This window comes from Dysgonomonas termitidis, assembly GCF_042654545.1.
Lineage (GTDB): Bacteria > Bacteroidota > Bacteroidia > Bacteroidales > Dysgonomonadaceae > Dysgonomonas > Dysgonomonas termitidis.
The window spans coordinates 1-25,766 of record NZ_JBHSGN010000105.1 but is presented as its reverse complement, the minus strand read 5'-3'; the positions used below and the strand labels follow the sequence as shown (position 1 = coordinate 25,766).

Annotated in this window: 14 protein-coding genes, 1 tRNA gene and 1 pseudogene; 8 read left to right on the top strand and 8 right to left on the bottom strand. The window is 41.6% G+C overall.

Features of this window, described 5'->3' with window-relative positions; genetic code table 11:
- Positions 1–198: 198 nt before the first annotated feature.
- From ACFO6W_RS17920 to rhaD, 5 genes are all read left to right on the top strand, one after another.
- A complete protein-coding gene (locus ACFO6W_RS17920) occupies positions 199–1,677 on the top strand; it encodes a rhamnulokinase (protein ID WP_379998925.1) in 1,479 nt (492 codons plus the stop codon).
- A gap of 84 nt (positions 1,678–1,761) precedes the next feature.
- Positions 1,762–3,018: an L-rhamnose isomerase gene (locus ACFO6W_RS17915; protein ID WP_379998923.1), complete on the top strand. Its 1,257-nt coding sequence runs from the start codon at positions 1,762–1,764 to the stop codon at positions 3,016–3,018.
- Between the two features lie 121 nt (positions 3,019–3,139).
- Positions 3,140–4,174, top strand: a complete 1,035-nt coding sequence (rhaT, locus tag ACFO6W_RS17910) for an L-rhamnose/proton symporter RhaT (RefSeq protein WP_379998921.1) — start codon at positions 3,140–3,142, stop codon at positions 4,172–4,174.
- A 21-nt stretch (positions 4,175–4,195) separates the two neighbouring features.
- Positions 4,196–7,462, top strand: coding sequence for a glycosyl hydrolase (locus ACFO6W_RS17905; protein ID WP_379998919.1), 3,267 nt, complete (start codon positions 4,196–4,198; stop codon positions 7,460–7,462).
- 33 nt (positions 7,463–7,495) lie between these two features.
- On the top strand, positions 7,496–8,305 hold the full coding sequence (gene rhaD, locus ACFO6W_RS17900) for a rhamnulose-1-phosphate aldolase (RefSeq protein ID WP_379998917.1): 810 nt from the start codon (positions 7,496–7,498) through the stop codon (positions 8,303–8,305).
- A gap of 70 nt (positions 8,306–8,375) precedes the next feature.
- On the opposite strand, the gene ACFO6W_RS17895 is transcribed toward rhaD, so the two are convergent.
- A complete protein-coding gene (locus ACFO6W_RS17895) occupies positions 8,376–10,664 on the bottom strand; it encodes a TonB-dependent receptor (protein WP_379998915.1) in 2,289 nt (762 codons plus the stop codon).
- A 433-nt stretch (positions 10,665–11,097) separates the two neighbouring features.
- Between ACFO6W_RS17895 and argS the strand changes: the two genes are divergently transcribed.
- Positions 11,098–12,894: an arginine--tRNA ligase gene (gene argS / locus ACFO6W_RS17890; RefSeq protein WP_379998913.1), complete on the top strand. Its 1,797-nt coding sequence runs from the start codon at positions 11,098–11,100 to the stop codon at positions 12,892–12,894.
- Between the two features lie 4 nt (positions 12,895–12,898).
- Here argS and ACFO6W_RS17885 read toward each other — a convergent pair whose 3' ends face one another.
- Positions 12,899–13,948 carry a DUF6340 family protein gene (locus tag ACFO6W_RS17885; RefSeq protein ID WP_379998911.1) on the bottom strand — a complete coding sequence of 350 codons (1,050 nt, stop codon included), beginning with the start codon at positions 13,946–13,948 and terminating at the stop codon, positions 12,899–12,901.
- 228 nt (positions 13,949–14,176) lie between these two features.
- On the opposite strand from ACFO6W_RS17885, the gene ACFO6W_RS17880 reads away from it, so the two are divergent.
- A complete protein-coding gene (locus tag ACFO6W_RS17880) occupies positions 14,177–16,354 on the top strand; it encodes a helix-turn-helix domain-containing protein (protein WP_379998909.1) in 2,178 nt (725 codons plus the stop codon).
- A gap of 349 nt (positions 16,355–16,703) precedes the next feature.
- Here the strand turns inward: ACFO6W_RS17880 and ACFO6W_RS17875 are convergent, their stop codons facing one another.
- The 4 genes from ACFO6W_RS17875 to ACFO6W_RS17860 form a co-directional block, all read right to left on the bottom strand.
- Positions 16,704–17,297 (bottom strand): hypothetical protein, encoded by a 594-nt coding sequence (locus ACFO6W_RS17875; protein ID WP_379998907.1) that lies wholly within the window; start codon positions 17,295–17,297, stop codon positions 16,704–16,706.
- Positions 17,298–17,308: 11 nt separating this feature from the next.
- Positions 17,309–17,797 carry an RNA polymerase sigma factor gene (locus ACFO6W_RS17870; RefSeq protein WP_379998905.1) on the bottom strand — a complete coding sequence of 163 codons (489 nt, stop codon included), beginning with the start codon at positions 17,795–17,797 and terminating at the stop codon, positions 17,309–17,311.
- A gap of 587 nt (positions 17,798–18,384) precedes the next feature.
- Complete coding sequence (gene ahcY, locus ACFO6W_RS17865) at positions 18,385–19,803, bottom strand: adenosylhomocysteinase (RefSeq protein ID WP_379998903.1); 1,419 nt, start codon at positions 19,801–19,803, stop codon at positions 18,385–18,387.
- A 14-nt stretch (positions 19,804–19,817) separates the two neighbouring features.
- The gene (locus ACFO6W_RS17860; RefSeq protein ID WP_379998901.1) at positions 19,818–20,900 is read right to left on the bottom strand and encodes a mannose-1-phosphate guanylyltransferase; all 1,083 of its coding nucleotides are present in this window, start codon (positions 20,898–20,900) and stop codon (positions 19,818–19,820) included.
- A gap of 153 nt (positions 20,901–21,053) precedes the next feature.
- Between ACFO6W_RS17860 and ACFO6W_RS17855 the strand changes: the two genes are divergently transcribed.
- Positions 21,054–21,137, top strand: a tRNA-Leu gene (locus ACFO6W_RS17855).
- A 169-nt stretch (positions 21,138–21,306) separates the two neighbouring features.
- Here the strand turns inward: ACFO6W_RS17855 and ACFO6W_RS17850 are convergent.
- Together ACFO6W_RS17850 and ACFO6W_RS17845 are read right to left on the bottom strand one after the other, a co-directional pair.
- Positions 21,307–22,929, bottom strand: coding sequence for a DUF1998 domain-containing protein (locus ACFO6W_RS17850; protein ID WP_379998961.1), 1,623 nt, complete (start codon positions 22,927–22,929; stop codon positions 21,307–21,309).
- Positions 22,930–23,022: 93 nt separating this feature from the next.
- Positions 23,023–25,713 (bottom strand): annotated as a pseudogene (locus tag ACFO6W_RS17845) (DEAD/DEAH box helicase family protein); the annotation flags it as partial.
- Positions 25,714–25,766 lie beyond the last annotated feature (53 nt).

Genomic DNA, 25,766 nt, shown 5'->3' with positions numbered 1-25,766 from the left:
TTAAATTTTTAAATACTAAATCCAACACTTCAAAGAACGATCAACTTATAATATAGATAAAGTAATAAGAAAATACCAACAGAATATATATGTCCCTGAAAATAAGATTTATCATTTTTTCAAGGTAGTATATCATTTTGTGCAATTCGCAGGATTAGTTAAAACCTAAATTTGTATCATGAAAATTAATCTGAAATCATGAGCAACACGTACAATTTTCTCGCATTCGACATTGGCGCCACCAGCGGGCGCAGTATTATCGGCACATTATGTAACGGCAAAGTAGAACTGAAAGAACTTACACGCTTTCCGAACAAGATAATACACATCCATGATAAATACTACTGGGATGTATTCGCCCTGTATGAAGCATTGAAGGATGGCATGCGCGCCGCCTCGTCCCAAAATATAAAAATAGATGCTATCGGTATCGATACATGGGGCGTAGACTTTGTATATCTGGGCGAAGACGGTTCCGTTCTGGGTACAGCGCGCTCGTACCGTGATCCTTATACGGTAGGCATACCCGACGAGTATTTCAAGATCATACCACGCAAAGAAGTATATGAACTGACTGGCATCCAAATAATGAATTTCAACAGCCTCTTCCAGTTATATGCTGCTAAAAGAGAAGGCTCATCCGCACTAAAAGCTGCCAAGGAAATATTATTCATGCCCGATGCGTTGTCCTATCTGCTCACAGGGAAAAAAGTATGTGAGTACACCATTGCATCCACTGCACAGCTGTTAAACCCTACGACGAAAAAGATTGAAAATAAATTACTGGAAGCAATAGGACTCAGTCCGTCTATTATTCCTCCGGTTGTTATGCCGGGACAGATAATCGGTAATCTGAACAGTATTTTAGCGAACGAATGCGGAATAACCGACGCACCCGTCATTGCCATTGCGGGGCACGATACAGGCTCGGCCGTGGTATCCGTACCTGCCGAAAATGAAAATTTCGCATACCTGAGTTCGGGAACATGGTCGCTGATGGGCATCGAAGTCAATGACCCCATAGTCACTGAAGATTCGTTCGCGATGAACTTCACCAACGAAGGAGGTGTAGACGGCACAGTACGTTTTCTCAAAAATATTACCGGCATGTGGCTTCTGGAGCAATGCCGTAAAGAATGGGAGATAGCCGGCAGGCAATACACTTATCCTGAAATTGTAGCCCTATCCGGTTCTGTAAATGGTTTTCAATCATTGGTAGACCCTGACCATCCGTCATTTGCCAATCCCGAGTGTATGACAAAGGCAATAGTTGACTTCTGTAAGAAAACGAACCAGAAATCACCCCAAAGCGATGCGGAATTTATCCGTTGCATCTTTGATAGCCTGGCCCTTAAATATAAATATGTATTGGGTTGCCTGCAAAAGGTAGCGCCTTTCCCGATAGAAAAACTGCATGTGATTGGCGGCGGTTCGCAAAACAAATTGCTGAACCAGATGACAGCCAATGCAATCGGTATGCCCGTAGTAGCAGGTCCCGGTGAAGCCACGGCAATAGGGAATATAATGATGCAGGCAAAAGGACTTGGGCTGGTCGGTTCTTTACAGGAGATAAGGGACGTTATCCGCAGGAGTGTGAGCCCCGAAACCTTCTATCCGCAGGATACCGGACAGTGGAATGAGAAATATCAGGACTTCCTCACCATCCTGGCCCCCTGAATCCCCCTTGGGGGACTTTGGCAAAGCCACGAAAAAAATGGAATCTTTAAACATTAAATAATTAAATCTTTAAATAAAATAATCATGAAAAAAAATGAACTGGTACAAAAATCGTACGAAATAGCAAAAGAACGTTATGCGGCAATAGGAGTAGATGTAGACGCTACACTCGAAAAACTGCAAAAGATACAAATATCCATCCACTGCTGGCAGGCAGATGATGTCACAGGATTTGAAAACCTGGGTAATCTCGGTGGCGGTGGGATTCAGGCTACGGGAAACTATCCGGGGAAAGCCCGCAACATCGACGAACTGCGTGCCGATATTGAAAAGGTGCAGACACTGGTAGGCGGCAAGCACCGTCTCAATCTGCACGAAATATATGGCGATTTCGGAGGGAAGGTAGTAGACCGTGACGAAGTTGAACCATCCCATTTTACAAGCTGGATGCAATGGGCGAAAGAGAAAGACCTGAAACTGGACTTCAACTCCACATCATTCGGACATCCTAAGAGCGGCGATCTCACTCTGGCCAATCCCGACAAATCTATCCGTGATTTCTGGATCGAGCATACAAAACGCTGCCGTGCCATTTCGGAAGAAATGGGTAAATTCCAGAACGATCCGTGTATTATGAATATCTGGGTACACGACGGATCGAAAGATGTAACTGTAAACCGTTATCTGTACCGTTCATTACTGGAAAACTCTTTAGACCAGATATTTGCGAAAGAGTATAAAAATATGAAAGACTGTATAGAGTCTAAACTATTCGGTATCGCTCTCGAAAGTTATACAGTAGGCTCACATGACTTCTATTTGGGTTATGGGGCTAAAAAACAAAAGATGGTTACACTGGATATGGGACACTTCCACCTGACAGAGAGTGTCGCCGACAAAATTTCATCTTTACTTCTCTTCACTCCTGAAATCATGTTACATGTCAGCCGTGCCGTCCGTTGGGACTCTGACCATGTGGTATTGCTCAATGATGAGACTATCGATCTGGCAAAAGAAATCGTACGTGCCGATGCACTGGACAAAGTGCATATCGGACTGGATTTCTTCGATGCTTCTATCAATCGTATCGGCGCTTATGCAATCGGTATACGCTCTACTCAGAAAGCATTCCTGCAGGGATTGCTCGAGCCGATCGTCAAACTTCGCGAGTACGAAGCCAACGGACAATACTTTGAACGTCTCGCATTGCTCGAAGAAGCTAAGGGCTTGCCTTGGAATGCCGTATGGGATTACTTCTGCCTGAAAAACAATATTGCTGTCGGAGAAGATTATATCGGCGAAATACAGCAGTATGAAAAGGACGTAACATCGAAACGTTAAACACCCCTCCCGACCTCCCCAAAAGGGAGGAGTAAGAATGTTTAAATGAATAATAATTAATTAAAACAAATACTCTCATCCCCCCCTCTTTTGGAGGGGGCAAGGGGGAGGTGGAATATATATGAATACAATCATAGGATTAATAATAATTGCAATAGGAAGCCTCGGACAATCCAGTTCCTACGTGCCGATCAATAAAGTGAAAAATTGGTCGTGGGAATGTTTCTGGCTTGTTCAGGGAATCTTCGCATGGTTGGTATTTCCTTTAATAGGAGCATTATTGGCTGTTCCCTCCGGTTTCTCGCTTACCGAACTATTGTTTTCCGGAGGGGACGCCATACTGAAACCAATAGGATATGGCATTCTCTGGGGAATAGGGGGACTTACGTTCGGCCTTAGTATGCGTTATCTGGGTATTGCTTTGGGGCAATCGCTGGCGCTGGGCACCTGCTCGGCTTTCGGGACATTGATTCCGGCTCTGCTGAAAGGAGAGAACCTTTTTGAAGGCAACGGGCTTATTCTCCTTATCGGAGTATCGATAGCCATTGCCGGCATTGCGATAATCGGATATGCCGGAGCATTGAAATCGCGCAATATGTCGGAGGAGGAAAAGAAAAAGGCGGTAAAAGATTTTGCATTAAAAAAAGGTATCCTTATTGCGCTTCTCGCAGGAGTAATGAGTGCCTGCTTCAACCTCGGGCTGGAAGCCGGAGCACCGATCAAGGCTCAATTGCTGGAAGCCGGAGCAAGCACCCTGCTGGCTCTCAACCCGGTTATATTACTTGTTACCACGGGCGGTTTCATCACAAATGCGGTCTATTGCCTTTATCAGAATTATAAGAATAAATCGTTTAAGGATTATACGTCCATCACAGGTGCGAACTGGATAAATAACCTTATGTTCTGCGCCTTGGCCGGATTGCTTTGGTATTCTCAGTTTTTCGGATTGGGTATCGGTCAGAGCTTCTTTGAGCCGGGTAGTGTAATGATGGCATTCTCGTGGAGTATCCTGATGTCGCTGAACGTATTGTTCAGTAATCTGTGGGGCATTATACTGAAAGAATGGAAAGGTTCGGGACAGAAGACGATCACTATACTGGTTATAGGGTTGCTTGTATTGATAATTTCTATAATTTTACCTCAGATATTGAAATAAACAGCATCAAAGATCACAGGTATGAAAATTATAAAGTTTTTATATTTAATTGCCGGAACATTTTTAATATGTTTCTTTCTGACAAGCTGTTTGTCTTCTGAAAATGAAGAAAATTCCGTTGTAAGTTTTTCAGAAATAGAAAAAAACTTTAAAGATATACCCGGGGAGGTGCAAACCTCTGTATATTGGTACTGGATATCGGACAACATCTCAAAAGAGGGTGTTATAAAAGATCTTGAAGCCATGAAGAAGGTCGGCATCAACAGAGCTTTTATCGGAAATATAGGATTAGGTCCTAATGATATTCCCTACGGGAATGTAAAACTGCTCTCGGACGAGTGGTGGGATATAATGCACACCGCACTGAAAAAGGCTACAGAATTAGATATAGAAATAGGAATATTCAATGGCCCTGGCTGGAGCCAGTCGGGAGGCCCCTGGGTAACACCCGGTCAGTCGATGCGCTATCTTTCCGTATCGGAACTGTCCGTTACAGGCCCGCTTGCATTAAGCACGAAACTGGAAAAGCCGGATGGCGATTTTCAGGATGTAAAAGTTTTGGCTTTTCCTTACGACAAATCACTTCTGCCGTTGAACTCTAAGATTGCTAAAATAAAATCGACACCTCAGATCAGGGATATATCCTATATTGCAGACGGAAATCCTGATACGGGGATCAATTTGGAATCGTTCGGAACCGTTACAGTAGATTTTGAAAATCCGGAACCTTATGTATTAAGGTCTATATCGGTTTTGCCCACCCGGCATCCCATAAACGCGGATATTGAATTACTCGTAAAAGACAGTAACGGGCAATACAACGCAGTTCGAAAATTCAATATCAACCGCACGAATGCAAGCGTACAGGTCGGATTCAACCCATATGGCCCGGTGGTAATAGCCGTTCCGGAAACAGAGAGTAAAGATTTCAGGGTAATATTTACAAACGCGAACCAAAATTGTGGCATAGCGGAGCTTTCGTTATCTGCCGAAACATTAGAGGAGCGCTATGTAGAAAAAACGTTAGGCAAAATGTTCCAAAGCCCGCTTCCGTACTGGCATGAATATATGTGGGACAAACAACCCGAAACCGGCAACAAATTGTCTCTTGTCGATCCGACTAAAATCATTGATATTACTGGGTATATGGATAAAGATGGTAATCTGGAGTGGAAAGTTCCGGAAGGCGACTGGAAGATCATCCGTTCGGGAATGGTTCCGACAGGCACACGCAATTCCCCAGCATCGGCTGAAGGAGAAGGCCTGGAAATTGATAAAATGAGTAAAAAGCATGTTGCGGCTCATTTCGATGCATTCATGGGTGAGATAATACGCCGCATTCCTGCCGAAGATAGGAAGACCTGGAAAGTTATAGTGCAGGATAGCTATGAAGTGGGAGGGCAGAACTGGACCGACGGTTTTGTTGAAGACTTCAAAAAGAGATACAACTATGATCCCGTTCCTTTTATTCCTGCATTCAGCGGCTATGTGGTCGGCAGCCGCGATATCACGGATCGTTTTCTGTGGGATTTAAGACGGCTTGTGGCAGATAAAGTAGCCTATGACTTTGTGGGAGGATTCCGTGAAGCAGGTAGCAAACATGGCTTAAAAACATGGCTCGAAAATTACGGTCATTGGGGATTTCCCGGTGAATTTTTGCAGTATGGCGGCCAGTCGGACGAGATAGGAGGCGAATTCTGGAGCGAAGGCACCCTTGGCGATATAGAAAACAAGGCGGCTTCTTCCTGCGGGCATATTTATGGCAAAAAGAAGATCTTCGCGGAATCCTTTACTGCGGGAGGCGCCCATTTTGCCCGTTATCCGGAATTGCTGAAACAGCGTGGCGACCGTTTTTTTACAGAAGGTATAAATAGTACACTGTTGCATGTGTATGTTCATCAGCCTTACGAGGATAAAAACCCGGGTATGAACGCATGGTTCGGAAATGAATTTAACCGTAAGAATACATGGTTCTATGATATGGATATTTTTCTCCGGTACCTGAAACGGTGCAATTATATGTTACAGCAGGGCACTTATGTCGCCGATGTGGCTTATTTTATAGGTGAAGACGCCCCTAAAATGACCGGAGTCTGTGATCCTGCCTTGCCGAAAGGTTATTCTTTTGACTATATAAACGCGGAAGTTTTAATGACACGGGCTAAGGTAAAAGACGGCTATATCGTATTACCGGACGGGATAAAATATAAAGTGCTCGTTTTGCCCCGGCAGGAAACTATGCGACCTGAACTCTTAAAGAAAATATCACAACTGGTGAATGACGGCGCAGTAGTTTTAGGTCCTGCACCAACACGATCTCCAAGTTACGAGAATTATCCTGCGGCGGACAATGAAGTGAAACAGCTTGCTGCTTCTCTATGGAATGGTGTAGATGGAATAAATACCAGATACGCAAAAACCGGAAAAGGTATGATCGCCTCCGGAATGGAGATGCAGGAGTTATTTGATATGCTGAAAATAGTTCCGGACTTTAGAACCGGACAGGATGATCCTGTGCTGTTTATCCATCGTACACAAAATGACGGGGATATGTACTTTATATCAAACCAGTCGGGACAAACAATCTCCATAAATCCTGAATTCAGGATAGAAGGGAAAATACCGGAATTGTGGGACCCTTTGACGGCTACTGTCCGGAAGCTGAAAGCATATACAGTAAAAGACGGTAAAACCATATTACCCCTTAAACTGGAACCTGTGGAAAGCGCTTTCATCGTATTCCGCGAACCATCTAAGGAATCACCCGGAGGAGACGTGAATATAAATTACCCGGCGCTAGAACCTGTACAAGCTGTTGTTTCTCCGTGGACTGTTACTTTCGACTCAAAAATGAGAGGCCCAGTAAAACCTGTGGTAATGAATACGCTCCAGGATTGGACGCTATCAGATAATGACAGTATAAAATATTACTCGGGAACAGCCGTCTATAAGAATAATGTGACATTGGCAAACATTTCAAAAGACAAATCCTATTATCTCGATTTAGGTAAAACAATGGTAATGGCTAAAGTCTCCGTAAACGGCAAATATGCAGGTGGAGTATGGACAGCGCCGTGGCGGATAGAAATCAGCAACTATATAAATGAAGGAGAAAACAGTATAGAAATATCAGTTGTCAATAACTGGGTAAACCGTCTGACCGGGGACAGTATGCTTCCGGAAGATCAGCGTCAGACCTGGTGCCCTGTCAATCCGTATAATAAAGACAGTGGATTACAATCATCCGGTTTGCTGGGTCCCGTATCTGTCTATACTATCAGTTATTGAAAAGATAATTACAGAAATTATAATATTATAGAAATGAAATCAATATTAGAAAATCGCCCCGAACTCTCCAAACGGGTAAATGAAGTTGCCGAAGTAGCCGGCTACCTGTGGCAAAAAGGATGGGCTGAACGTAATGGCGGAAATATCACGATCAATATTACCGATGTGGCAGACGATGAAATACGGAATATGAAGCCCATAAGCGAAGTGATGCAGATAGGAAAGCCCCTTCCGCATCTCAAAGGCTGCTATTTCTTCTGCAAAGGTACAAACAGGCGCATGCGCGACCTTGCTCGCTGGCCGATGGAAAATGCATCCGTTATTCGGATTCTCGACGACTGTGCCAGCTATGTGATAATAGCGGATAATCCGGTGAAACCGACATCCGAACTTCCGTCACATTTATCGATGCACAATTACCAGATAGGAATAGGCTCGGGTTATAAAGCGGCGTTGCATACGCATCCTATCGACCTGATAGCAATGACTCATAATCCCGCTTTCCTCGAAAAAGACAAGCTTACATACCTGCTTTGGAGTATGATTCCCGAAACACGGGCGTTCTGCCCTAAAGGCCTGGGTATCATTTCATACAAAATGCCAAGCTCGATGGAACTGGCAGATGCCACGGTGGAAATGCTGAAAGACTACGATGTGGTGATGTGGGAAAAACACGGGGTCTGCTCTGTCAGTGAAAACATAATGGAAGCTTTCGATATGGTGGATACCTTATCCAAATCCGCACAGATTTACCTGACAGCCAAATCGATGGGATTTGAGCCGGAAGGTACTTCGATGAAGGATATGGAAGCCTTGAAAGTCGCGTTCAATCTGCCAAAGTAAAGAATTTAATACATGTATAATAAGAAAAGTGCCTCAAAAAGGCACTTTTCTTATTATATAAAGGCAAGAATTACAATGTAATTTTCAGCGAAGCCCCCCAGCGCACCGGCTTTCCTTTTTGTGCAAAATAGTCGCCCATAGATTCGAACAGGAACGTATTATAATCCCTGTCGAGAATATTCTTCCCCCATACTTCGAGCGTAAATATACTCTTATCCAACGCCAGATGAGCGTTCAACGTACCGTAGAAGCCCTGCGACATATCATTGTCCTCAGCCCAGTACACTTTGCCCACACCGGCGAAATTAGTATCGAATGTGATCTTGTCAAGGATCGTATTATGTTTGAAATCGTAAGAAATACTGCCGCCTACGCTGAATGTGGAACTTGGAGCAAAAGGGATATGATTCCCTGTATAATCATGGATAACAGTCCCCTCTTTATCCCTTACTTTATAATCCTTGAATGTGGCATCGGCTAATCCGTAGCTTGCATAAAGATAGAAACCATTGCACGGGCGGGCTTTTATTCCTACTTCCAGTCCCTTGCTTTCTGCCTTACCTGCATTGCTTACCATACGTCCGCCCCCGGTCTTTATAAACTGGGTGATCTGTACATCACGGACATCCATATAATAGAGGGCAATGTTCGCGGATAAGGTATTACTGATTATATCGGCCTGTCCTCCCAATTCGTAATTCCAGCTATACTCAGGGTTATATGAGATACGCTCATTTATAGGAGTACCTTCTTCCGAAGGCTGGCTTCCCGGCATGCTGTTTTTCATCTTTGCCTCAAGTGCCTCTTGTAGCAGATCTGCAAATATCTGGATGTTGTGCCCGCCTGCCTTATAGCCTCTGGACGCCGATGCATACACATATGAATCGGGGTTGAACTGGTATTTCAATACCCCTTTCGGCAACAATTCCAGATAATCGGAAGATGATTTTCCTACTACTGCCGTATCGACAGTGTGCGACATAACAGGTCTGCCCGGGCCCGTATTTATATCAAATCCGGCAGAGGTATAGGCATTATAATCCAGTTTAGTCTTTTCATAATCGAGGCGTAATCCCAACGTGGCAGAAAAACCTTTAAGTCCGAAAAGATTATTGAATGTCGACTGATGAAAGACCGCCAATCCGTAAATAGGGCGCTTGTACTCACCATTCAGATCAATTTGATCATCGGTAAAAGTAATGGGCGCCCCTGCGTTTGTCAGCGGGTCTTGCAGAAAACGCTTTATCCCGTCTTTCATCATATATACGGGAGGTGTGTTGTGCAGGTAATCGTAAAAACCATATCCGCCGAACGACCACTGATAATCTGATGCACTCACAGATTTAACCGTTACTTCCTGACTCAATGAATTTTGCCGTTGGCGTTGATTGATCTGAAAAAGGGATAAAGGCGTATAATCCTGATCCATATTCATTTCGTCATTCAGGTATTGATACCCGGTTGTAGAATTTATCTCGTAGTTGTTGCCTGCATATTTCAGGGCCAGTCCGTTTGTCACGAGCCTGCGCTTGTAGTAGCCTTCCGAATCATAATTTATATCCCCTGTAGCTACATTCGCATAGGGAAAAGCTCCCTGATCTACATAGTCGAAGCTCAAACTGTAATTAAGTGAAAGCCGGGAGGTTATATCCCATACAAACTTAGCCCGGCCTCCTGCATTTTTAAGGTCATCGGCCTTCTTGCCTGTATATAGATTGGTGAAATATCCGTTATCCTGGCGGTAATAGGCTCCCACAGAGAATCCCGTTTTATTACTCAGCCTCTGATAATGGGATGCATTGGCTGTAAACAAACCGTAATTCCCTCCACCTGCCTTAACACTCGTACCTTCATACGTCAAGGGTGAATAGGTATAAATATTCATTATACCACCCATTGCGTTACGGCCGTATAGCGTGCCCTGTGTACCCCTAAGCACCTCTATCCGCTGGATATCAAATAATTCGGTATCGAAAGAGGTTGTATTGAAATAAGGAATATTATCCACGTACATGCTCACTGTCTGGTCACCGGACCGTGCGCCTATTCCCCGTATATAAACAGGTGCCGTCATTTTGGACCCGTAATCGGCCGCGAAATAGTTAGGCACAATGGCACTCAGGTCTTTCAGGGAGTGCACCTGCAATGCATCCAGATTCTTAGGAGAAAATACAGAAACAGCAGCCGGCAAAGATTTGAGGCTATTGGTTTCCTTTGTTGTGGAAAGTATGACAATGTCATTTTTCAGTTCGGTATATAATGTATCTTTAGGTAATTCACCTTTAGCATAAACAGATGTTATACAATTAAATACCAATGAGATCAATAGTGTATTCTTTATATATGAATATCGTTTCATAGATTATATTTATTAGATTACACAAAGTAATATATTCTCTTTATTTCCGGCAATCACTAGATGTAGTGAAAAAGTGGTTCGAATCGCTAATGAAACGTTTCTATGCATCATCTTTTACAATTTAGATACATTATCTGTTTTCATATATGCTAACCATATATGGTCAAAAGGCAACACTATTTACAGTCAACAGTTAACAGTCATCAGTAAACAGTGAACTAACTTGTAACCCGTAACTGCCCGAAGGGCGCAGAAATAACATTCGCCGAAGCGAAGGCGAGGCAAACTCGTAACGGCTTTAATCAATACGTCAAAGATCCAACTGCTAACAGCTATCTACCCTATAGATAAAACTTCCCAGCTTTTATAAGCTTTATAGATAGTTTTTTATAATTTTGCAAACTTAATATTAAGAATAATAAATAATTGATATATGAAGATTGAAGCCAAGTTGCAGGAAAACGTAATAAAAGGGATTGAAATCCTTTACGGACAAACAGTATCGCCCGAGCAGGCCTCATTGCAAAAAACCAAAAGAGAATTTGAAGGTCATCTTACACTGGTAGTTTTCCCTTTTTTGAAAATGTCAAGGAAAGGTCCGGAGCAAACCGCTCAGGAGATAGGGGAATGGCTGGTCGCGAATACTTCTGAAGTAGAAAAATTTAATGTAATAAAGGGCTTTCTGAATCTGACTATAGCCGGAGTTTGTTGGTTACAGGAACTTAATTCTGTGCATTCTGTTGAAAACTACGGAATCCAGGAGATAAAAGCGGATGCTCCGCTCGTTATGGTGGAATATTCTTCACCAAATACCAATAAACCTTTGCATTTGGGGCATGTGCGTAACAATCTGCTTGGCTTTGCTCTGTCCGAAGTGTTAAAAGCAAACGGTAAAAGGGTAATAAAAACCAATATAGTAAATGACCGTGGCATCCATATCTGCAAGTCCATGTTGGCATGGCAGAAATGGGGTAATGGGGAGACGCCTGAATCGAGCAGTAAAAAAGGAGATCATCTGGTGGGTGACTATTATGTATTGTTCGACAGGCATTATAAAACTGAGTTGGCGGAATTACAAGAAAGAGGATTGTCGAAAGAAGAAGCTGAGAGCCAGTCCAAACTGATGGCTGAGGCCCGTGAAATGCTCCGCAAATGGGAGGCCGGAGATACGGATACGGTCTGTTTGTGGAAAATGATGAATTCATGGGTGTACGCAGGCTTTGATGAAACATATAAGAAGCTGGGAGTAGACTTTAATGAGATATATTACGAATCGGAAACTTATCTGGATGGAAAAGAAACGGTTCTGGATGGGTTGAAAAGAGGTGTTTTCTATCAGAAAGAAGATGGCTCGGTGTGGGCTGACCTTACAGCCGAAGGGCTGGATCATAAACTGCTTCTCCGCAGCGATGGCACTTCCGTTTATATGACTCAGGATATAGGTACTGCACAGCAACGCTTCAAGGCACATAAAGACCTGAGCGAAATGATCTATGTCGTAGGTAACGAGCAGAATTATCATTTTCAGGTATTGTCCATCGTTTTAGATAAGCTTGGGTACGAGTTTGGCAAGGGGCTTGTGCATTTTTCGTATGGCATGGTAGAATTGCCCGAAGGTAAGATGAAATCGCGTGAAGGCACGGTTGTAGATGCCGATGATCTGGTCGCAGAAATGGTATCCACTGCCAAGATAACATCCGAAGAGCTGGGTAAACTGGACGGGGCTACAGAAGATGAAGCAAACAATATTGCCCGTATCGTGGGGATGGGGGCATTGAAATATTTTATCCTAAAGGTAGACCCGAAGAAAAACATGACTTTCAATCCGAAAGAATCTATCGACTTTAACGGAAATACAGGGCCATTTATACAATATACCTACGCACGTATCCAATCGGTGATCCGTAAGGCCGGTGAACAGGGATTGTCTGTTCCTGCATTGTTGCCTGTTGATACGGAATTGACAGCCAAAGAAGAAAACCTTATACAGTTGCTTTCCGATTATGCTTCCGTAGTGAAGCAGGCCGGAGATGAATACAACCCTGCATTAATCGCGAATTATATATACGATCTGGTAAAGGAATATAACCAATTCTACCACGACTATACAATACTGAAAGAAGAAAATACTGCGTTGAAAGATTTCCGCCTCGTTCTTTCGCAGGAAGTAGGTAAAATCGTAAAAAGCGGTATGTCGCTGTTAGGCATAGAAGTTCCGGACAGAATGTAATACTTTATTCGGAAACAGAATCAGGATTTCCTTCGAGGGGTTCCTCCTCTATCCCAAGCTGTTCCTTCAGCTTGGGTATATTTTTTAGCCTTGTATCCAGTTCCGCCTTATACAGGGCTATCTGGATGGCCAGTTCCGAGCGGCTCTTTTCGGGTAACATCTCAAAAGCTGTGGTTATCCATTTTACGGCATTCTCTATATCATCGAGGGATTCATTTGCTAAAGCGATATTGGATGCCAGACGTATTTTCTTTGTCGGCTTACTGTCATCGTACAATCCGCCCCAGATGTCCGCGGCTTCCGCCCATTTTCCCTGTTCCACAAATTTCGCAGCCTTTTTCATCTCCGAAGAGTTGTCCGAGTAGTACCAGCGTTGGCTTGTCTTCCACGAAGGTATGAAGTTGCCGGTTATTTTATCGGCACCTACTACCGACATTTCGGTAACAAGGCTGTTTATTTCGTCTACGTTGTTCTTTATCCGGCTCCAGTCTGCCGTTTCCTCTCTGAAAAGGCTGTCTACAAGGCCGACCGGGTTGCCGTATTGAGAACCGTCTTTGGCATATGCTCTCATTATGATTCCCAACTTTGTGCCGAGAATGCTGTAATTACTAAAATACGCCGTGTTCTCTGTTTCCAGTTGAGCGGAAATGGCGAACAGATTGAGAGATATTAATGCATCCGCATCTTTCTCTTGGCAAATGGTCTGAACTTTCCTTGCCGGCAGCAGGGTTATATCATTGCTCGATCCATTATATGTTTTATAAGGGTATAGTTCTACTTTGTTGAAGTATTTTTCTTCATTCATAAACTTAGTCAGTGAGTTCAGGAATATTGTGCGTGCGCTGTCCATCGATAAGATAGACGGACCATTATTCGGGGTTGCGGTTTCTTCGTCGTTGTCTGGCGTAGGGCTGTTGTCGACAATAACCACATTCGTAATTTCCGGAGGGAAAGATATGAATGCGGGTTGCCGTACATCTATAGGGATAAGATTGATCGTGGTACACGAACTCAATATATATATCAATATAATGGAGGATAATATCTGTTTCATAATACGTTTCATTTGATACTGACACTTTTTTCTCGATCTCATCGCAACTGTGCGCATATCCCGGGAAATAACAAAGGGCTCTGCGACCCTAAATGTACGAAATAAGCATTATATTTGTAATATAAGTAAAAGAAAATATTTAGTGCTACATTATTTAGTCATAACTAACTATCGCTGTTTCAGATATGAACGCAATAAATAGGTCTGTGACCTTAATCATCAAAATAAATGAATCAACTTTCCGCAAACGAAGTTTTCAGGCTGGCTGCCGATATAGTGGGTAATACTTCACAAAGTGTATTCCTTACGGGAAAAGCCGGAACTGGTAAAACTACATTCCTTCATTATATACGACAAAATGTAGATAAGAATGTCGTTGTGGCCGCCCCTACCGGTGTTGCCGCCATCAATGCAGGGGGAGTGACATTACATTCCCTGCTTCAATTGCCGTTCGAACCGTTTATTCCCAACTTTGAAGGAAAGAAGAAACTGGACTATCATTTCAAGCTGCGCAAGTCTAAAATAGAAATGTTGCGTGAGCTCGATCTGCTGATTATAGACGAGGTAAGTATGTTGCGTGCCGATATGCTCGATGCCATCGATTATATGCTTCGCCGGTATAGGAACAACCAGCAGGCCTTCGGCGGGGTGCAGATACTGTTTATCGGGGATATGTTCCAGTTACCACCTGTCGTGCAAACTTCGGAATGGGAACTGCTGAAACATCATTATCCGTCCCCGTTCTTTTTCCATGCGCAGGTACTGGCCGATTATACACCTCTTTATATAGAGCTGAAAACGATATACAGGCAGCAGGATCAGCAATTTATCGATATACTCAACCGCATCCGCAACAATTGCGCCACATCTCAGGATTTGCAGGTGCTCAACCGGCGTTATAATCCCACATTCAAACTGCCCGGGGAAAACCGCTATATTGTTCTTTGCACACACAACTATAAGGCCGATCGTATCAATAGTGAGGAGTTATTGGGATTAGCCGGTAAAGAATATAAATTCAACGGGGAAGTGAAAGGGGACTTTTCCGAAAATTCCCTTCCAACCGAAGCCAGTCTGACGCTTAAAGAAGGGGCGCAGGTCATGTTTGTGAAGAATGACGCGGGAGAGAAGCGCAGGTATTACAACGGAAAACTGGCTACTATCTGCCTCTTGACGGAAGATAAGATACAGGTACGCTTCGAAAACGGGGACGAAATGGAGCTCGAAAGTGAAACATGGCGTAATGTCCGTTACAAGCTGAACGAAGAATCAGGAGAAATAGAAGAGGAGGAGCTGGGTTCATTCACCCAGTACCCGATACGCCTCGCATGGGCGATCACCATCCACAAAAGCCAGGGGCTCACCTTCGACCGGGTAGTGATAGATGCAGGGCAGGCTTTTGCTGCAGGCCAGGTATATGTGGCGCTTAGCCGTTGCACTTCCCTGGAGGGGATTGTGTTGTTTTCGCGTATCACGGCGCAGAGCATAAGCACCGACCGTTTTGCCTTAGAGTTCGCTAATAAAGAGCAAAGCCCGGAATATCTCCGTCAGATATTGATTCGGGAAAAGCCTCGTTATTGTGCCGGACAGGTAAAGAAATATTTCGACTGGACGCCATTTATCCGCAGCCTGCATTCTTTGTATGAACTGGCGACGGAAAAGAAAATTCCCAAGCAGGAAGAAACGCAGGCGATGATTGCCCGGTTGTGCAGCAGGGCTGTGGAACAGCAGGAGATAGCCCTGAATTTTACGAAGGAACTGAACCGGATACTGTCGGCTCCGAACCCTGATATTAACCATCTCCGGGAACGCGTACAGAAAGGAATACTGTATTTTCATAAAGATGTGCAGCAATATATAATACTGCCTGTGGAAGAGCATCTGGACAGTCTTAAAAACGCATCGAAAGTAAAACAATATCTGAAGAAAGCTAAAGAGATACATGCAACTTTACTCCGTTTGCTCGAACGCATGGAGTTTGTACGTTATGGTGACGTCAATCTTACTGAAGGGTTATCTTTTGATAAACTGACATTGCCTAAGGAAGAAATTACGAAAACAAAACCGGAGAAAAAGGAACGGCCGCAGAAAGGCGATTCGCAACGCCTGACCCTGTCTCTCTTCAACGACGGGAAGTCGGTGAAAGAGATTTCCAGGGAACGTAATCTGGCTGTTACGACTATCGAAGGCCATCTGGCGGGTTTTGTACTTACGGGAGAATTGGCCGTTAGCCGTCTGGTCGATGAAAGCAGGATGGAATATATGCTTCCGGTATTGAGAGAGATTGCGCCTCAGACTCCTTTGACCGAGATAAAGGAGAGATTGCCCAAGGAATGTTCTTATCTTGACATTAAGGCAGTGATGAATTACATTAGATATACGGAGAGAAAGGCCGATAGAGGTTAATTTCCATTCTATGCGCTATCGGGCAAGATGTGGATTATAAGTTCGTGTCAGTACGTGATGTAAAATAGAAGAACAAGTAAGAACTTTTGTTTTACCACGACGCAGGGCCGGGCTGTTAAGTTCAGAATTCTTATGCCCTCTGTGTCATGTTGAACGAAGTGAATTGCAAATCGCCGAAGCGAAGGCGAGGCAAACATCTCCTGAATCGAAGGAGATCCTTCGTTTCACTCAGAAACAACGTTCGGCAGAGCGAAGCGGAGCCAATGACGGCAGAAAATAACAGAACAAAGCGGAGAACTTAACAGCCCTACGACACAGGGAGATTTACAATCCGATGGGACGAAGATATTCAATCATCCTCTTCTAACTCTTTCAGATTATCGAGGCTTTGGATTATAGATTTAATATTTTTATCATAAAGTCTTTTGTATGACCAGATTGTAAATAATACTAAGCCGATAGCCATACATATAAGACCGGCCCACAAAATTATATTGACATTTAGCCGGGCATATAGGTAAGCACAACAAAAAAATACTACAGGTACAAAGAACAGCATTCCCAGCTTTTCCCTTTTTATATGTATATTATATTTATTGGTATATTGTATGTTGGTGCTTACAGGTTTTGAGAAATCAATCCGTGTCAATTCATATACTTTGTAGGATTGCCAAAAGAGAAGAATAATATCAACGATTAACATGGAATACATAAATGGCCGGTATTCAACTAAATATGGATGTAGATCAAGTGCGTAAATAATTAAAGGGATCGCTAACAATAAAATAACAACGCCTAATATATCATAATTTAATAAACGGCTCAAAGCCTTATCTGATTTTGTCTGTAGCATTTCTTTCATTATATTCTTTTTCAGGACTTCTTGTTTTTGCAAGTGTTCATTCAAAGATTGCCAGATATGTTTTAATTCGTCCAGTTCCATGTTTTCCCAATTTAAAGATTTGACATTTTTTTTAGTTTTTCCTTAGAACGCTTTATTTTTGTGGCCACATTACTTACCGTCAATCCAGTGATATCGGCTATTTCCTGATATGACTTTTCTTCCAGATAGAGCAAGACAATAGCGCGCTCCATTGTTTTCAACCGGTAGATATGATAGTACATTTCCTTTATTTGTTCACTCAATGTTTCGGGTTCTGCAATTGCATCCTGTAATATGGAAACAGGCAAACCTTTGGGGCGGCGCGTATCCTTTCGCATACCGGATATACAGGTATTTAACGCTATTCGGTACATCCATGTAGAAATAGAACATCCATTCTTGAAACGGGGAAATGCAGCCCAAAGATTACTTACAACTTCCTGATACAAGTCTGCCAAAGGAAATTCGTCTGAAACATAAAAAGAACAAACTTTATAGATAATCCGTTCATTACTACGGAGCGTATCAATAAATGTCTTTTCCAAATCAACTTTATCCATTTATCCGCTTTTTATATATTAGTCGATGGAAATCTGGGAAAATGACACAAACATGACAAAATATACTAAACAAATAGCCTCATTATGCTAACGGACCCCTGCTGCCGCACGAATCTTTTGCGTGTTTATCAAGTGAAAATATTTTATAAATTAATAAATATAGACCTATAATTGGCTGATAAATTTATCTATAGTACAAGCAGATAGTTTAGAGCTCTTTGAAGTATTGAAATGGCCCCCTAAATTGGCTCCGCCGAACGTTGTTTCCCCAAGGGGGACTTACAATGAGGGTAAAAAGTAATAAGTAAACAAGTGTTACCTTTGTTACCTTTTTTTGAAAGTTACAAGTTACTGCGCCCTAGGGCAGTTACGGGTTACAAGTTAGTTCACTGTTTACTGTTTACTGTTTACTGTTAACTGATATATCTGTTACCTTTGTTACTTTCTAACAGTTGCAGGTTGTTAACTGATTACTGTAAAAAGGTTCAATAAAAAATAATCTTTTCAAATCCCTGCTCCTAAGAATAAGGTTTGAAAAGATTATTATGCTGGAATCAACCTCTTTGTTGATTATTTGATTTTTATACTTAATATCTGTAATGCTCCGGTTTGAATGGCCCTTCTACGGGCACTCCCAGATAGTCGGCTTGCTCTTGGGATAATTTAGTGAGCTTCACTCCGATTTGCTCAAGGTGTAAACGGGCAACTTCTTCGTCCAGGTGTTTTGGCAAACGGTATACGTTCACTTCATAATCGTTGAGCCAAAGTTCTATCTGGGCCAGCGTCTGGTTTGTAAATGAATTACTCATCACAAACGACGGGTGTCCTGTGGCACATCCCAGATTTACCAGACGGCCTTCTGCGAGCAGGAAGATCGAGTGTCCGTTGGGGAATGTATATTTATCTACCTGAGGCTTGATGTTTGTATGTTCAATGCTTGGGAAATTAACAAGCTTGTCTACCTGTATTTCGTTATCGAAGTGACCAATATTGCATACAATAGCCTGATCCTTCATGCGTGCCATATGTTCGATAGTAATGATATCTTTATTCCCTGTGGTAGTTACAAAGATATTACCTTCCTTTACGGCATCTTCCATCGTGGTGACTTCGAAACCTTCCATGGCAGCCTGTAATGCGCAGATTGGATCTATCTCGGTGACTATCACGCGTGCCCCGTATGAACGCATAGAGTGTGCACAGCCTTTGCCTACGTCGCCATATCCTGCAACAACAGCTACTTTACCGGCTATCATCACGTCGGTAGCGCGTTTGATACCATCGGCAAGGGACTCGCGGCAACCATACAGGTTGTCGAATTTCGATTTGGTTACCGAATCGTTCACATTGATGGCGGGTATCAGCAGTTCGCCCCGCTCCATCATCTGATACAGACGGTGAACGCCGGTTGTGGTTTCTTCCGAAACACCTTTCCATTCAGCAACGGTGCGGTGCCAGCGGTTGCTGTCTTCTCTTAATATCCGCGACAAGGTGTCTAAGATAACCTGTTCTTCGTGGTTGGAGCCTTTACGGTTTATGGTTTCTGAATTTTCTTCAGCTTTATATCCCCAGTGGATAAGTAATGTTGCGTCCCCGCCATCATCTACAATCAGATTTGGCCCTTTCCCTCCGGGAAAAGCAAGAGCTTGCTCTGTACACCACCAGTACTCTTCGAGCGTTTCGCCTTTCCAAGCGAATACAGGTATACCTGCGGCAGCTATTGCGGCGGCGGCATGGTCCTGAGTCGAGAAAATATTGCAACTGCACCAGCGTATATCAGCGCCCAGTTCTTTAAGGGTTTCAATAAGTACGGCAGTCTGAATGGTCATGTGGAGCGAACCCATAATGCGTGCTCCCTTCAATGGTTTTGTCGCTCCGTATTTTTTGCGAAGTGCCATCAGTCCCGGCATTTCGTGTTCAGCTATTTCGATTTCTTTTCTTCCAAAGTCGGCAAGACTGATGTCTGCCACCAGATATGGTAAACCTGATAAAAGTTGTTTTGACATGTATCTATCTAATTTTAAATATATTTTTCTCCATATTTCAACTTAACGTCAGCAACGAATTGTTTAATACGCTGCTCCTCTTCTTTTTTGCAGATGAGAAGTACGCCATCAGCTTCGGCCACGATATATCCGTTCAGTCCTTGCAAAACCGCCAGTTTTCCGGCAGGCAGGGTGACTACGTTCTCGGAACTGTCGAAGAATAAAGTTTCGGCAATCAAAGTAGCGTTCGCATTCTCATCTTTATCCGATATCTCGTATAACGAACCCCATGTGCCAAGGTCAGACCAGCCGAAATCCGCAGCCTGAACATATACATTGGCCGCTTTTTCCATCACGCCATAGTCTATGGATATGTTAGGGCAGAACGGAAAGTTTTCATCAATAAACGCTTTTTCCTTATCGGTACCGAATGCACCTAATCCCAGGTCGAAACGATTTGTTATTTCAGGCAGGTATCGATGGAATGCATCGAGGATGGTGCGGTTGTTCCAGATAAAGATACCGGAGTTCCAAAGAAACTCGCCGCTCTCATAGAATACTTTGGCCAGTTCGAGATTTGGTTTTTCTGTGAATACTTTGACTTTAGTTATTCCATCCAATTGTTCTTCGCTCATTTGTATATATCCATAGCCTGTTTCCGGACGGCTGGGGCGGATACCGAGAGTTAGAAGAGTGTTATGCTTTTCAACAAAAGTGAATGCTTTTTGAATAATTGCTAGAAACTCGTCTTCTTTCAGTATGAGATGGTCGGAGGGGGCCACAACTATATTTGCATCGGGATTGAAAGAATTTATATGATAAGAGGCAAAAGCAATGCAGGGTGCAGTGTTTCGGCGCATAGGCTCTAATAGGACCTGATTCTGCTTCAGTTCGGGAAGTTCATCCATGACCATTTGAGCGTACTCATTGTTTGTAACGATGTATATATTTTCAAGGGGAAGTATTTTCTTGAACCTATCTACGGTCATTTGTAAGAGAGAACGGCCTGTGCCGAAGAAATCCAAAAATTGTTTCGGACGGGCTTCTCTGCTAAAAGGCCAAAAGCGGCTGCCTATACCGCCACTCATTATCACGCAATAGTTGTTCTTATTATCCATGTTGATTATAATTTATGCAAAGTTACATCATACGAATATACAAACAAAACAAATGATAACAATAGCGTTGTGAAAAATATACTATTCTTTTGTAAAAAAGTTAAGGCGTGCTATTTGATATATAAAAATATTGTGTACTTTTGCACCTCACAAGCCCAGATGGCGGAATTGGTAGACGCGCTGGTCTCAAACACCAGTGGATTCACTTCCATGCCGGTTCGATCCCGGCTCTGGGTACTTTTTAGAAACGCTAAATCATTTAGAAATAAAGATTTAGCGTTTTTGTTTTTCTCTCCGTGTCCGCAGCGTGTCCGCATTTTATGGAAGGTGGAAAAATATTTGAAAAAAATCTGCTGCCCCAAGTGTTAGACAAAATCAAAAAGGCACTCGAATTGCACCAGCCAAATCAACTAACCGACTCAAAATGTTTATATGTAAATTGTTTCAAAAAGTTCAAAGCTTTTTCTCTATCTAGTATTTCGTGTATTTTTTGATTTTCATAACTGCGTAAGCAACGATAACAAGAAGGTTCGCACTGACAAGTTTCTAACGATTTGACTGCTCGTTTTATTACGGCATTTAGTACAGCACCGTCTTCTGTTACAAATCGTCTTGAATGCCCTGCTCCTCCTGGAACAGCATCATATATGATAATCTTATGTTCCATTTTGCCATTAGTTCTCTTGTATGTTAAACAAGCCTTAATGTCTCGTCTTTCAATGTTAAGCTCATTAGCAAAAGAATTTAGCAAAGCATACATTACAGACAGCATTGTAGCTTGGTCGGAAGTATCGCAACCAAAAGAAATTTTAGCAACATCTGTTTTAAATTCGTGGTGCAAGCAAAATCTTGTTAGTGAAGTATTGTTACATTTCCCTTTACCGAATGGATTTTTATGTCCATTTTTGGTATTTTCTATTCGTAAGACTCCATCTCTATAATCTTCATATTCTTTCAACTTACTCATTTCATCACTTGCAATGGAATATCCACATTTTGGACAAACATAGAAAAAATCGGTAGATTTAACCACAAGCGAATCATTTGCAGTTGATTCTACCTCCAATTTTATATTTTCTATTTCAAATTCATATTTACTTATTGGAAATGCCATTTTGTCGCCAATGTAAATTGCTTCCGTTTTATATTTTCTTTCTTGCGAACTAAGTGGAACATCTTTGACATCTTCTTCTGCAACAAAACCCGCTCTTGGCTCAATACTTTTATAAAAATCTCTTGATTTCAATTCTTTTTCGCAAATAGCGCAAAGTTTGCCTTCGTCCTTACTAATTGGCATATTTGAGTAATTGATATTTTTACATTCAGGACAAGTAGCAATATATGCAGTTTCAAAATCGCTCATTTCACTTTTATTCACAATCGGTTTCCGAATATAACGACTTGTGTATAGCCCGCCATCAGCGACAATCTCAGAAGACGGGGCGTATTCGGCAATGGCAACAGCCAAATCACGACTAAGATTTAAGGATTTAGAACTTTGAGAAGCAATGTTTTGTATCAATTCAACAGAATCAACAGGAAAACCATACTTTGGTAAGATATTTCCACGAACAAGAAAATCAATTAAATCGTTCTTTTGATATCTTTCTAATTTTCGTTCAAATACTCTGGCAGTTGCAGCTTCATTTGCTTTCATCGCCTTTTTGTATTCTAGTTCTAAATACTTTACATTCTGTTCAAACTCATTTATTATTCTTGTAAAAGAACCTTGCTCTCCGCAAAAGTCATTAAGCCATTCATAACTATTAATATACTTGTCTTTTAACTGTTGATTTATGCCTGATATTGAGTTTTTTAGCAACTCGGTTAATTCTTTTGGCTCTGATTTAAGCCAATTTACAAATTCTTTGTACCCCTTTTCGTTAATAAACGCTTTTGCGTTATTGCCTGAATACAATTCGGGGTTGATTTTCAAAAACGAGCTTAATGCAACTGCGTAAATATGTCGTTTCAGAATTTTTTCATTATCTAAATTAAAATTTGGTGGATAAATAACTCCGTTTATCATTTCCTGTGGTTGGTCAAAGAAAGTAAAATCGTGAGAACTTAATCTCGCGAACGTCAAAGCAAAGGCGGCTGCGTTTATACTTCTACCTGCACGCCCAACTCTTTGGGCATAATTTGACGCGAGAGGCGGAATATTACGTAAAAATACCGTTTCTAAATCACCGACATCAACACCCATTTCAAAAGTAGTAGAACACGATAGAGCATTAATTTCTTTTCGTATAAATTGTTGTTGATAATCCAAGGCATCTTTTTTTGCAAGTTGAGCGGTGTGCTCTTTTACAAATAATGGCGATACCTTTTCACTATTGTAAAGCATTGCATAATAATTATTTCGGCAAAATTCTTCTGAATTGAGCCTTTCTAAGTTTCCATTACAACCAATTTGAATACAATTATTGCCAATATTAAATTGAGTTACTTTTCCACATTTCTTGCATTGCCAAAGAACTGCATTCTTTCCAAGATTCGTTCTGAAATATTTTACAGGAACAACATATCCTTTACCGTCTTTTGTTTGAAGTTTATATTTATTGCCATCGGAAACCAAATAATCCCAATACTGTTCCAAAAATTCTACGGCTTTTTCATCATCTAAACTCAGAACTTTTTTTGTAATTGTCAATTTGTTAGAACGATAATACTTTTTTTCACCACTTTTTAATAAGTATGGGGTTGGCATAAATCCCTGTGAACCATACAGCGAATTATCTTTATTTTTAGTAATTACCTTTTGCGTTGGGGTAAAATATAAATATTCTCTATCACTATCGTTTATATCCGTTTCGTTATCAGTAATAATAGCTGCCGAACGCACGATTTCAAAAGCAAGATAATTTAGATAATTTTTCGCATCTTCTTTTGAAAGTTTATAATTACTGACAAGTACATTTATAATATCATCGCTATTACCAAGATACTCAAACGAAACTTTACCCAAAGAGACCAATGAAGTATCACGATTGCTGCTGTACAACTCGTTTAGAACGGCAACCCAAGCGTTACGGCGATTTTCCACTATGGACGATTCGGCACTGTCGGAATTACTTTTGCGAAATAATCGTAAACTCGAAAAATAGTTATCAAGTAAACCGACAAAGTCGCTAACGCCAATTCCATTCTTAAAATTGTTTTCTTCTCGTGTTACAACATTCCAAATTCCACGACGGCGTAAAAATTCTTTGTATGAATCGCCTAAAAAGCAAGCAAACTTTGCCGCGCCTTGCCGACTATCTGAAAAAATTAAAAATTGACTTCCTGTTTTTGATTTACTCTTTTTCTTTTCGGCAGTTTGCAGGAATATATTTTTTTTGACCTGTGTTTCAGTATTATCCTCAATCGTAAATGTATATTCGGGAATTTGTTCATACAATGAGGTTGCAACAACTCCTGTTGCTGTATCGTAACCCAAATTGAAGTATCTCAAAGTTCCTTTGCAATTGAGGCAATTATGGGATACCTTATTGCTTATGGAAGTGTTTTTTATTAATTTTACAACTTTTATTGGTTGTGTATTTCCACATGTACACCAACGATTGTGTGATTCATCTTCCGCAACTATTGCACCGCATGTTTTACAAAGACAATATACATCTTCGTTTTTGTCATTTGATTCTTCATCAAAATGAGGTTGATAAAAATTCCGCTCATCTGAAATACTAGCTCTGACCAATTTGTCATTAACAACCTTCCCAACGATAGCAATTTCGCCACAATCCTCACAAACTGTAACTTCAAACATTTTTGCTGAATTGTTATATGACGTCGAATAAAAATCTTTTCTTATTAATGACAAACTTTCCTCGTAATCAAGTGCTAAATAACAACCGTCTAATGCTTTTAAAAAATAATGATAGCGAATATCTATCAATGGTTTCCCATTTTTTCTTGCTTTTGCACACAAAGAAACAAATTGAACTGCCTCTTGGCTGGATATTTCAAGTAGTCTGGCAAAGTCATAGAGTTTGATTAAATTTCTATTACTTCTCATTGTATCATACCAAGTAGAAGTAGAAATAATATCATACAAGATTTCCGCCTCTTTCTCTCGCGAATATGCAATATTTAGATTGTACTTGTTCAATATGTCGTCAAAGAAATTTTCCTCATTTGCCAAATCGGCAAATAGTTGAATTGGATACTTTTTTATTTCTGACGATTTTTGAGAATTGTCCCGATATGCCGTTATTATGTCGTCTGTGCTAAAATCACAACCTGTTAATCGTTCTGCAAATTCTACAACTCGTTTATTACTTACAGGGCTTCCATCACCCAAAGTCGCAGAAGTCAAAATAAATTGAGGCTTCCTCTCTCCGTTAATTCTTCCTTTTAATCTTCCCATCAGAAAAGCTGTTTCTATGCCTGTTGCTCCTGCATAGACGTGTGCCTCGTCCAAAACCACAAACTTAAAATTGGAATTACTAAAAATTGTATCATCGCCCGGGCGAAAGAGCATATGTTCCAACATCGCATAATTTGTAAATAAAATGTGTGGTGGGTGTTCTTTCATCCTTTCGCGTGAAACTTCCTCGTTTGGCAATCGTTTTCTCAATTCAGGATATTTCTCATTGGCGTACATTGCTTCATAAAGTTTTATCGCGTCCGCCTCTTTATTTTCAGTACCGCCATTATATACACCAAACCTAATATCGGGATAATTCATTAAAATTTCACGCAAGCCCTTGATTTGGTCGTTTGCCAAAGCATTCATCGGATAAATGAAAACCGCTCTAACACCATCATTGAGCTTTCCTTGCTCTTTTTCGCGCAACAATTCATTAATTAGGGTCTGCTGAAAAACTCAGCAGACCAATTCATATTTAATTCGGTTTGCGTCCG